Genomic DNA, 13,235 nt, shown 5'->3' with positions numbered 1-13,235 from the left:
ATTTTCTTCATCTTTACGTCCCTTTCACACAAACAACTGCAGTTCACCACAAATAATCTGCAGTTCATATCAATCTAAGAATTCAGTCTTTTTATTGAAATTTTAAAAACTGGTTAGTAACCATAGCGGCTAACTGCCTATAAACCTATGGTTTAACGTGAACAAAAAAATGGCTTCCAAGCTATTAACATATATACTTTCGCAAGTGGTAAAAAGAGAATTTACTGCTGTTCTGGTGGTAATACTAATTGCATCTAATGGGCTCTTAGCGCAAACCCCAATAAGTACCATTAATGTTACTGGGGCAGCAGGCACTTCAACAACTTACATCACAACAGCTCCAAGTGATGCTATCAACGACCTGACCCCCGGAGCAGCATACAATGTAAACAATGGTCAGGGAACCAATAGGAATATTACCGTTGATAATTTCATTGTATCTGGTGTAACGTTCGATAATTTCTTAACCCCAGATACTGTGGCAATTAGGCGTACTGATGGAAGCCGTTTTATAAATATTTGGTATGAACTAATCGATGATCCGCTAGTAACAAGTGGAAGCTTGAACTTAGGGCCAGATGCAGTAAGCGATGCTGATGCCGTTTATCTTACCAGAAACTTAAATGCCGGTTACGATAACATTCTTGTAAATTCTGATGATGAAGGATTAGGGGCAATTCAAGCTCAAACTGAACGTGTGGACATTATTTGGAAAACAGGAATTGTAACTTGCGCACCAGAGAATGCCATTTTTCCAGTTATTGACAGAGGAGGAAACGATGAGGTAAAAGTTGCCGCCATTACTTCACTAAATGCCGATGGTGAACCAGATGCCTTTTCAGACCTAGTGCTGATTCAAGATAGTGATTGGCCTGGAACAGGTCAATCTTTCGATAACTTCCTTATTCTAAGACGGCAGGTTGTAGGTGAAGATCCACTACCCATAGCCAATATAGGAACTTATGTTCCTGGTCAGGGTGCACAAACAGTTCAAGGAGTCTCAGTTTCATTCGATGACCTAGGCATTGCCTCCAATGAGGTGGTTTATGGCTACTCAATATTTGCCTCAGATGTAGACGCATCTCTTCACGACCTTACTGATATCACTACATTTCCCAATACCACTTTAGCAAGCAACAGTGGCTTAGACTTAGTTGCTGGAATCACAGCTGCAGTGTCTTCAGATGATTGCCTAACTCCTGCCGTGGGCCCTGGAGGTTATAAATCTGCCTTGGCCACTTGGCTAAAGGCCAATGGGGTAGATCGTAATGGTACCAATGAGGTTACTTCTTCTGCCTCTCAAGGTGCCAGTGTTACAGACTGGCAAGACCACTGGGTTGGCAACAATGACTTTAGTACCGACCAAGGTACACCCACTTACAACCTCACTTCATCTTTAGTAAACTTTAACCCTTCGGTAGAATTTGCAAGTGCTTCATTAGCTATGACATCAGATCCCGATGAAGACTTTAATGATGCATCATTCTACACCAAAAAAGGAATCAATGTACTAATCAGAACACCTGCAACACTAAGCGGAAAGCAGGTCATTTTTGAACAAGGAGATGGGACTAGAGGAATAAACATACATACTAATGGCTCTACTCTCCATGTAACAGCATGGAACCAAGCTTCTGATGGAGGCGGTGTTGGCTCACCTTGGAACACAGGTGCACCAGTTAATACTATTTCTGTATCTGGTCTAGCTACGGAAACAGAGTATATCATTTCATTCGAACTAGATGGAAACAGTACAACCACCGGTACTGCTAGGGCCTATTTGAATGGTGAACAATTCGGTACACTTTCTAATGTTGGCCTACTTTACGATCACTCAGGAGGAGATGTTACCCTTGGGTCATCAGATGCTACGGAAAGCCTTGAATACAATGATGGAGAAAGTTCTGGTAGTGCCTTCTCATTTGAGGGTGAAATTCCAGAGTTTATCTACTGCAATGAACCAGGGTCATTTCCTTTGACCCAAAGACGAAGAATAGAAAGCTACTTGGCAATAAAGTACGGCATTACTTTAGACCAAAGCCCATCCCCTATCAACTACCTAAATTCTGACGGAGCAGTTATTTTCAATACCACTCTGAACACTGCTGCTGGCGGGTACTTAACTTACAATAATGATATTGCCGGAATTGGCAGAGATGATGCCTCAGAACTTTCTCAACTCAAGTCTAAAAGTGAGAATAATGGCACCATTGTTACTATGGAAAGAGATACTGATTTCCCTCAGGACAATACATTTTTAATTTGGGGAAATGATGCCGCCAATTTTGAAGACAACACAACAAGTAATCTGCCTACTAATATTGGCAGAAGAGTAGATCGTGTATGGCGAGTAGCTGAAACTGGTAGTGCAGGCCTAGTAGATGTGAGCTTCGATCTAACTGGCACTACATTTACGGGAAGTAACTATAGCCTACTTATTGCCGGAAATTCTTCAGCTGGCAACTTCTCAGGAGCACAGATTATAACTGGTGGAGTAGTAAGTGGAAATACCTTAACCTTCAGCGATGTAGACTTTAGTAATGGCCAATTTTTTAGCCTTGGAACTACATTTAATACAAACTGCGGCCCTGGGGGTATAACAAGTATAGGAGGTTTGAGCTTATGGCTAAAAGCTGATCTAGGACCAAGTGGAAATACTGACAATACTAAAATCTCTTCTTGGGTTAATCTTGCAGGCACTGGAAACGATGCATCACAAAGCAACTCTACTTTTCAACCCAAATTTAGATCTAACTATATCAACTTCAATCCTACAATAGAATTTGATGAAGGAAATAAAACCATGATTGGCAATTCGGGATTCTTCACACAAGGCTACTACCTTGTAGTAACGCCTGAATTCGATATTGAGGATGAAACAGACCCTCAATCCCCTATTGGTTACGGCTTAAACAACAGAGGAGGAGCATTTTATCTTGGTGATGGCTTAACTGCATTAGGGCAATCAGCAGACCAAGGCAACCTAATATCTCACTACATATTCGGTGGAGGTTTTACATATCAGCAATACGTAGATGATTCAAAAGTATTGAAGGCTGACAGTACTTATATAATGGGCGTGGCAAGTGATGGAGATGCTAACACAATAGACATTTTGCTTAATGGTGAAATTCTAAACACCTCCAGATACCAAAACTCATATTTAGATCCAACACCTACAGCAGAGGGGTATGCACTAGGAGCAAATCAAGATCTAAACCAGGGCCTTTATGGAAAAATAGCCGAGATTATTAGTTTCTCTGATGTTCTGACTCCGTTAGAAGAGGTTAAAGTTCAAAGTTACTTATCCATTAAGTATGGAATAACAATAAGCACAAACAGAGATGGAGACGCTACTTCTGGAGAAACAGTAAGTGGAAGTATTTCGGAAGGAGACTTGGTGGCATCAGACGATGGTATAATCTGGACTTATTCTACCAATTCTGACTATCACAATAATGTAGCGGGTATAGGAAGAGATGACGATTCATGTTTTGAACAAAAGCAATCTAAAAGTGTCAACTCGAGCAGTATCATTACAATGGGTATAGGAGCCATTGCTACGAGTAATGCTACCAATGCCAATAGCTTTAGTGTCGATGATTCATTCCTCATTTGGGGTTCAGATGGATCAGACCCAAATAGTGCAGCAATTACTACCCAACTTCCAGGAACAGTTACCGAACGTATGGATCCTATTTGGAGAGTACAAGAAACAGGAACCGTAGAAGATGTGGCTGTCTCATTCGACTTATCTGGTTTGACCAACTATTCAAGCCGAGTTGCTTCAGATTATCAGCTAATCATAGCTTCTTCTGGAGAAACCATGCCAGACTTATCTGCGGCATCTACCTATTCAGGGGGAACTTTCAATGGTGATGTACTCACATTCAGCAATGTAGATTTTTCAGATGGAGATTATTTCACCTTAGGCACAGCCAGAAGTTCTTGCTCCCCGGGTGGTGTCAGTGCCAACCTTGAGCTTTGGCTTAGAGGAGATGAAGGGACTAGTGAAACGGTAGATGGAGACACTGTTTCCAGTTGGTTAGATCAAAGTGGCAATGGATTCAATGCGAGTGCAACAGGTTTAGGAGGAGCCAATTTGGTTTACCCTACTTATGAAATAGACGAAATGAATTTTAATCCTGCTATCAGATTCTACGATCCTAACTCCACCAATGCAGTATTCATGGAAACCTCAGGATCTCATAGTGTAACTGGAGATATGTCTGTGGTAGTGGCATACAAGTCGGGTCAGTTTCAAGGAAGCAGTAATGACTTTTACAACTCACCGGTGTTTATTAGTACAGGGTCCAATTCTGTAAATACTGACTATGGTCTCGGCATGTACAATGGTAGATTGCACGTTAATGCTGACAACAACAATAGCTTTAATGCCCAATCTGGTACCTCTCCATTATACAATACTTTAGAACCGATTATAGCCACTTTCACCAGAGAGCAAGCTGCCTCAGGAGCCATTGAGCTATATGCTAATTCTGCAAGTGTGGGAAGCGGTACATCTTCAAACACAAGCCTTAATGCAGCATCAACATGGGGGCTAGGTAATCACTCTGGTGCAAATGGCGCAACGCAAGTTCCTGCTCAGCTTAGTGCCAGAATAGGTGAAGTTATAGTATTTAGCGGTGAGCTCACCAGTACGCAAAAGCAGCAAGTAGAATCTTACCTAGCTATTAAATATGGAATAACCAGAACTGTTTCAGGCTTAAGTGCTTCTGAACAAGATTACTTGGCCTCAGATGGTACAACCCAATTCTTCGACTGGGATGAAAATACAACCTATAGAAACGATATTGCTGGTGTGGGTAGAGATGATGGAAGCTGTTTAACTCAGACAAAATCTAAGAGCGAAAATAACGATGCTATTGTTACCATGTCTGTGAACTCATTTAATTCGGATAAATCATTCATGATGTGGGCCAATGACAATGCTGCCATGGAAGATGCCAGTAATAGAGAGTACAATAAGGCTCAAGTAAAAAGTAGGTTAAACAGAGAGTGGAGAATTCAAGAGACAGGTACCGTTTCCTCAGCTACAATTACTTTCGATCTGGCAAACATAACGGGGCCATCTGGTATTGGTACCAATAACTTAAATCAGGTAGTTTTAATGGTAGATGCCGATGGAGACTTTACTAGCGGTGTAACTCTAGTTGAACCACTATCTATAGATGCCGTCAATAAAAAAGTGACTTTTAGTAGAAACTTTACTGATGGTCAGTTCTTTACCCTTGGGTCTAAAGAAGAAGGTGCCCTGCCTATAGAGCTTCTAGCCTTCTCAGCAACACCACTTCAAAGCCAAGTGCATTTGAGCTGGACAACTGCTTCGGAAGATAATAATGCTTATTTCTATATTGAGAGAAGCTCCAATGGAGAGTCTTTCGAAACTATTGGAGACCTTGATGGCGCAGGAAATAGCTCTTCAATTCTAAAATATAGATTCATAGATAGGCAGCCTTTTACAGGAAGAAGCTACTACCGTCTAAAGCAAGTGGACTATAATGGAAACCACACCTATTCGCCTATAGAAGGAGTGTTAATCAAGTCCCAAATTGAACACCGCTTGAGCTTACGACCTAACCCTGTTTCCAAGAATGGAACCTTGAGTATAGATTATTTGATTCCGGCTGAAGTGGGGTCTGGAGCTCTAATCATCTATGATTTGAAAGGAAGAATGATGCTAAAGGAAACGATTAACAGTGATGAATCAGTCTTTACAACAACCTTGAATGAATTCTCTGAAGGTATCTACTTGGTAGTAATTGAATCTGCAAACGGAACAAAACTCACTAAGCGCCTCGTGATAAGTCAATAATTCTAAACAAGTCTACTTTTCCCGAATATGAATGCCCTTTCCCATATAGGGAAAATATTTTCTTGTTGACATATAGTTTTTTGCCATAAATCCTGCAATTTTGCGCCTACGACCACAACCTATCGATTTGGCATGGAATTGCATGTAGCACCACCGCAGTTCAGCCATGCAACTGCTTAACCAGATTAATAATTAAGTAGACTCCCTTTAAGGGGCTAATTGAGGGCAACTATATGGCACATTCATGTGCTCACCTAAGTACTGGCACTAACTACCGAAGAAGACTCGCTTTTTTCATCGCGGTCATTTTATTTCCAATTTTTTCTGAAGCTCAAACTGTAATAAGCAATATTACCGTCAACAGCTCTGCAGCTACATCGTCTACAGTAAATGTTACTGCACCATCAGATGCGAGTAATTCCATAACACCTTCAAGCCCATACGATATTCTGTATGGCCAAGGAAATGACATAGCTGTTGCCTCATACACTGTCTCTTCAACGACTTTCGACAGGTTTCTTCGTCCAGACACGCTTGTTCTCAACAGGAGACTTGCTAGTGATCGACTAGTGAATATTTGGTATACGCTTAACTCCATAAATACAGCGACAGACCCAGACCAACTATTAATCAATCCAACTCCCACAGAAGATGCCGATGCTATTTACCAAACCGGAACACTGAATGCTGGGTACGACAACATTCTAGTGAACGATGATGACTTAGCTGGTGGTAGCATTCAAGTTGAGACTGAGAGAGTTGATGTAATATGGTATCAAGGAATACAGACGTCAACGCCAAATAACGCTGTTTTTCCAGTAATTGAGAGGGGCGGAAATGATAATATTGCTATTGCCGCTATTACTAGTCTAAATGCTGATGGTACTCCTGCTTCTTATGGAACTTTAGTTGGTATTCCAGAGAACTTTTGGCCCGGAACGGGGCAAAGCTTCAACAACTATTTGATTTTAAGGAGAGAAACTGCAGGCGTTGAACCTATTCCCTTACTTAATATTGGAACGTTAGTAGGGCAGTCTGCACAGACTGTTCAAGGAGTGGCGGTATCATTTACTGAATTAGGAGTTTCGGCAAATCAAAGCATCTATGGCTATTCTTTATTCTCTGCAGATGTATGTAATGGCTTTGTAACGGATACTAATGATATATTATCAACCGGTTCACAGACCGTAAAATCAGGCATTGACCTAACTGATATCTCTACCTTCCCAAGTGACACTAAATCTGACGACTCTGGGCTCGACCTAGTTGCTGGTGTTTCGGCTGCAGTTGCAAGCGATGATAACCTAGTTGAGACTAAGGGACCAGGCGGCTATAAAGCTGCCCTAGCAACATGGCTTAAAGCCAATGAAAGTGACGATGTTACTACCTCTACAGAAGGTAGCAACGTTACCGACTGGCAAGATCATTGGCTAGGAAATCATGACTTTACAACCGATGGTACCGCACCAATTTATCGCAGTAGCACATCATCTATAAACTTTAACCCTACCGTAGACTTTACTACCACCGATAGAGGCCTTACAACAGGAAACAACTCAGACTTCAACACAGATGTCTATGAGAAAAAGTCTATCAATTTTGCCCTAAGAACTAACACTACAGATGTTAGCACTAGGCAAGTAATTTATGAGCAAGGAGGAGCCACTAGAGGTCTTAACTTCTACATAGAGTCTGGTGTTCTGCATGTACATGCTTGGAACCGACAGGCATCAGATGGTTCTGACTCACCGTGGAACGATACAGACCAAACTATTAGCACATCAATATCTGCTAATACAGAATACATTCTAACTTTTGAACTAAACGGTAACTCAAGTAAAACTGGTACTTTCACCGCCTACTTAAACGGTCAAAGCTTTGGCTCAATTTCTAATGTTGGACAACTTTATGCTCATACCGGAGATATAACCCTTGGTAGATCTGGAGGCAACAATAGGTTTGCAAACGGAACAGACACTAATAGCAATTCATTCAGAGGAGAAATCTCAGAGTTGATTTATTGTAACGAACCTGGTCAAATATTAGCCTCTCAAAGAAACCGTATTGAAAGTTACTTAGCTATTAAGTACGGCATTACACTGAACCAAAACACTCCAATTAATTACTTCAATTCTGATGGAGCCATAATTTTCAACACTACTCAAAATGCTAGTTTAGGGGGATTCCTTGAATACAATAATGACATTGCTGGAATAGGTAGAGACGATGCTTCTGAGCTAGATCAACCCGCTTCTAGAAGTGAAAATAATGGTAGCGTTGTAACCATAGACAGAGGAGCAACCATAAGTACTGATGACACTTGGCTAATTTGGGGTAATGATGGAGGAGCATTAACCGAAAGCAGTGTGCTTACCAAGCCAGATACCATTCAGAACAGATTAACAAGGGTATGGAGAGTTGCTGAGGAAAATGAAGTGCTTACCACTTCAGTTTCTTTTGATCTTACTGGTTTAGGTCTTAGCTCAAATGCAGCGGACTTCTCACTCCTTATTGCCGGAAATACAACTGATGCAGACTTCTCCAATGCAACTGTGCTATCAGGCGGAACCTTCAATGGAAATACAATAACATTTACCGGGGTTAACCTAGATGATGGTGAGTACTTTACCTTAGGGACTAAGTTTTTCAGATGTTCACCTGGAGGGGTTGAATCTAACTTGGCTTTATGGCTAAAAGCGGATGCTGGAACAAATACTACAACCGAAGGAGGCTTAGTAACCTCCTGGGAAGACCAAAGTGAAAATGGTAATGATGCGACTGGAGCAGGCACTTCTCCAAACTATACTGCCAACAATATTAATTTTAACCCTGCTATTGAGTTTGATGGAATAGATGAGGTTTTAACCTCAACAAGTGGTTTTCACTCCGCTACATACTATTTAGTAGTCAACCCAGATGACAATTTCACTAGTGCATCAACCTATCAAGTGCCTTTAGGGTTTGACGATGGAACAGCATCTCCAACTAACAGCATTGGTGGTTTTGCTATAGGTGGAATATATGGAGGAGTTGATGATGTACTCTCTCACACTGTGGGTAATGGTACTGTCGGTTATGGGTTGAGAGAAAATAACAATAGTAAAACCATTAGCTCAGGCATACCATTAGTGTTTACGGTAAGGGAAAATGCTGGAGCAACGGCTGCAGATATTAGACAAGATGGCCTTGTTGTAAGCAACAGCGTATCTGGGAGCGGCTACCTTTCAGTTAGCGATGAAGAGTACTCACTCGGTAGGTTTGAAACTCCTAACGCCTTCAATTTCACTGGTTTTTACGATGGTAAAATTGGAGAGTTAATCTCTTACTCCACAAGACCTTCAGATGCGGAGAACGATAGAATTGAGTCCTATCTGGCTATAAAATATGGTATAACGCTCGACCAAACAACTGGAAGAGATTACGTAAGAGGTGATGGAACAACTACTTGGAGTGCTACTACTAACGCTACCTATAACAATGATATAGCTGGAATTGGAAGAGATGATCTTTCATGTCTCGAGCAAAAGCAGTCTAGAAGCCAAAATGCCAATAGCATAGTCACCATGGGGCTTGGAGGAATTGAAGTCTCTAACAATGCCAATACCAACAGCTTTGCTGACGATGGAGACTTTTTGATTTGGGGTAATGATGGAGACTTTGCCGACCAAGCAAATGCTAACACCGTAGATGTTCCGGGAGTAGTTACCGAAAGAATGGAGAGAATTTGGAAGGTGCAAGACACTGGTAACACAGGAGCTACCACCATTCAATTCGATATTACAGGACTAGGCTATAGTACCAACTTAAGTGATTTCAACCTAATTGTTTCAAATTCTTCTACCATGGCTTCTGGTACAATTATTCCTGCAGCCTCTTTAGAAGATGGGGTTTTAACCTTCACCAACGTAGACCTTACTGACGGTCAATTCTTTACCATTGGAACAGCAAGAACAGATTGCGGCCCTGGTGGAGTAACTACAAACCTTGCTTTGTGGTTAAAGGCAAATGAGGGAACTAGCACTACAACAGATGGTGCATCAATCACTACTTGGAGTGATAGAGCCGGAGCTAATGATGCAATAGGTTCAGGAGGTACAGAGCCTAACTATGTAGAAAACTCTTTAAACTATAATCCTTCAGTAAACTTCGACCAAAACAACACAGAGCAAATGGTTGGCGCAGCAGGCTTCCACACCAGAGCTTATTACATGGTTGTTAACCCAGATAGTACTCAAAACAGTTCAAGCACTAATGAAGTACTTATTGGTTTCGATGAACCTGCAGGGGCAACCAATGATTTTGGCGGTCTTATCTTGGGTTCGGCTACAAGTGCGTTTTCAGGTGAGGTCATTACTCATGCAATTGGAGGCTCAGGAACACGATGGAGACGAGGAATAACACAGACCACCTTTGGTACAGTTAATGCTAACGAGTCATATTTAATGGCTGTGAGAGATAACGCTGGAGGAACAAGCTCAGAAATGCATGTGAATGGTCGCCAGCTTGCGGATCTTAATAGCGGCACGTTCCTTACATCGAGTGATGTAGACTACGAGCTTGGTAGTTTTGTTGCTACAAATGCCTTTGATGTTAATGGACACTACGATGGCCAAATAGCTGAAGTTATTTCATTCTCAACACGCCCTACAGACGCAGAGCACAACAGGGTTCAATCTTACCTTTCTATTAAATATGGAATGACATTGAACAACATTGGCGGTGGCACCGCAGGTGACTACACAAGAGCTGATGGTACAATTATATGGGATGCTTCAGATTACGCAACCTATCATAACGATGTGGCTGGAATTGGGCGAGACGATGACGCTTGCTTCAGTCAAAAGCAGTCTACTAGTGTTAATTCTGATGATATTTTGGCAATAGGTCTACAAGAGATAGCAAATACAAACGCGGAAAACTCTAATAGCTTTGACGATTCAGGAGACTATCTCATGTGGGGTAATGATAATGGTGCTACAGCACAAGCAAGTGCAGAAACTTCTGATGTGCCAAATGCCATAGCTGAAAGAATGACAAGAGTGTGGCGTGTTAATGATACTGGAGAAGTAGGTAATACCGAACTGCAGTTTGATTTAACCAGCCTAGGATACAGCGGTAACGAAGAAGATTTCTCTCTTTTAGTAAGCAACTCCTCTACAATGGCCGATGCCACAGTAATAACTGGCGGCACGCTCAACGGCAATATTCTCTCCTTCTCAGGTATAGATTTAGCCGATGGCCAATTCTTCACTATCGGTACAGCTTATAAAACCTGTGGTCCTGGTGGTGTAAACACAAATATTGCTTTATGGCTCAAGGGTAATGCGGAGGCTTATTCAGACGCTGGTTTCACCTTGGCTAATGACAATGACAACATTCTGCAATGGAATGATCAGAGCTCTCCGCAGATTAATGCTTCGCTCGAAACTTTAGATGGCGCTTTACCTATTGAACCTACTTATCAGACTAATGAGATCAACTTTAACCCAGTAGCTAGGTTCACCGACCCTAACTCATCTAACGCCTCTTATTTGAGAACAACGTCTAATTCGGTGACAGGGAACTTTACACTTTTCTCAGTATTTAAAACAGGTCAATCTCAAGGAACTGATGAGGATGCATTAAACTCACCTGTTTTGATTAGCTCTAGAAATGCTGGCTCTGCCGACTGGTCAATGGGTATGCAAGGAGGAACCATCTGGTTAGAAGCCGATTCAGATAACGGTTTCGAAGCACAGACAACTGGAACCTATAATGATAATAATGTACACTTTGTTAGCTCTGTAAAAAATGGAACTGCATTAAACCTATATGTAGATTCAGAGTCTGTAGGAAGTGGAACTGGAAGCGCCACCCTTGGAAGCGCTACTGGATTTGGAATAGGAAATCACTTTAATGAAGATCTTCAAGCTCAATTTGCTGGCGACATTGCTGAAACTTTAGTTTTCTCATCAGCACTTAATTCTGACGAAAGAAGCAGAGTAGAATCATACATGGCCATCAAATATGGATTGACAAGAAATGGCTCTGATGACGGCAGTACCGGAAGTATTGACGAAAGAGACTATAGAGCTGGTGACGGTGGTGTAATCTGGGATTATGATGGACAAGGAACAACCTATTACAATGACATTTTTGGAATTGGTAGAGATGATTTGTCTTGCTTGGAGCAAACTACATCTAGAAGCGAAAATAGTGATGCCTTAGTTACCTTTAGCCTTCCTAGTGGTTTTGGTACTGATGATAGTTTCATTGTATCTGGTAATGACAACGCAGCTATTGAGAATCCAAACAATCGAGAGTTCAATAGTTCACAGGTTAAGAGTAGGCTAAATAGAGAATGGAAGGTTCAGGAAACTGGTACAGTAGGTAGTATTCAGGTTACTTTCGATCTAGATGATATCTCTGGCCCTCTTGGAGTAGGCACCAACAACTTGAGTCAACTCAGATTAATGGTAGACAACGATGGGGACTTTACATCGGGAACAACCTTGATATCTCCAACCTCATTTAATGGAACAAACAATACCGTAACCTTTACAGTAGACTTTAGTAATGGTCAATATTATACTCTTGGTTCGGAAGAAATTGCGGCCCTACCGGTACAGTTGATATCCTTTACCGTAAATGCTTCGGAAAGCGGAACAGTTCAATTGAGATGGGCTACAGCTTCTGAAGACAACAACTCTTTCTTTACTGTGGAACGCAGTCAAGATGGTCAAAACTTTAGACCTATAGGCACAATAAATGGAGCCGGAAATTCTGAGGGAGTGCAAACTTATCAATTTGCAGATATCGATCCGTTCCAAGGCTATAGCTACTATAGACTTAAGCAGACCGACTTTAATGGTGGCTTCGAGTATACTGAAATAAGGTCTGTATTTGTTAATACTACTTTCAATATAGATTTCACTCTATATCCTAATCCAGTTAATATAGGTACTCCGGTAAATATCAAGTACAAGGTAGATCAGAATAAAGAAGTGAAAATTAGGGTCTTTGATATGAAAGGAACCCAGCTTTATCAAAAAGAAGAACTACTATCATTACGAGGTGAAACTATTACTATACCAACCTCCGGTCTAAATAGAGGCCTGAATCTGATTAAAATCACTGACTCTCAAAACAAGACTTTCACCCTGAAACTTGTAGTACATTGATTAGCACGTAATACAAAATCAATATAAAAAGCCTCAGAATAATATTCTGAGGCTTTTTATATATTCAGATGAAATAACATACCCAACCTTCATTGATAGAAACTTTATATAATCATTTCTTTCAAATACACTTTTTTGCATTTCACACCAAAAAGTAAGAAATAGTCATATAATCCTAAAACTAATTCGGCATTATTAGGTATATTATACTATACCTACAAAAATACCATTATAAATAC

The 13,235-nt window shown here is 41.1% G+C and carries 2 protein-coding genes; both read left to right on the top strand.

What is annotated here, in order from left to right; translation table 11 throughout:
• Window positions 1-169 precede the first annotated feature (169 nt).
• Window positions 170-5,836 carry a T9SS type A sorting domain-containing protein gene (locus T7867_RS06980; protein WP_322300012.1) on the top strand — a complete coding sequence of 1,889 codons (5,667 nt, stop codon included), beginning with the start codon at window positions 170-172 and terminating at the stop codon, window positions 5,834-5,836.
• 233 nt (window positions 5,837-6,069) lie between these two features.
• Window positions 6,070-12,996, top strand: a complete 6,927-nt coding sequence (locus T7867_RS06975; RefSeq protein ID WP_322300011.1) for a LamG-like jellyroll fold domain-containing protein — start codon at window positions 6,070-6,072, stop codon at window positions 12,994-12,996.
• Window positions 12,997-13,235: the final 239 nt, after the last annotated feature.

This window comes from Roseivirga spongicola (assembly GCF_034376045.1).
GTDB classification, from domain to species: Bacteria; Bacteroidota; Bacteroidia; order Cytophagales; family Cyclobacteriaceae; genus Roseivirga; species Roseivirga spongicola.
This window is presented reverse-complemented; position numbering and strand designations above follow the sequence as displayed.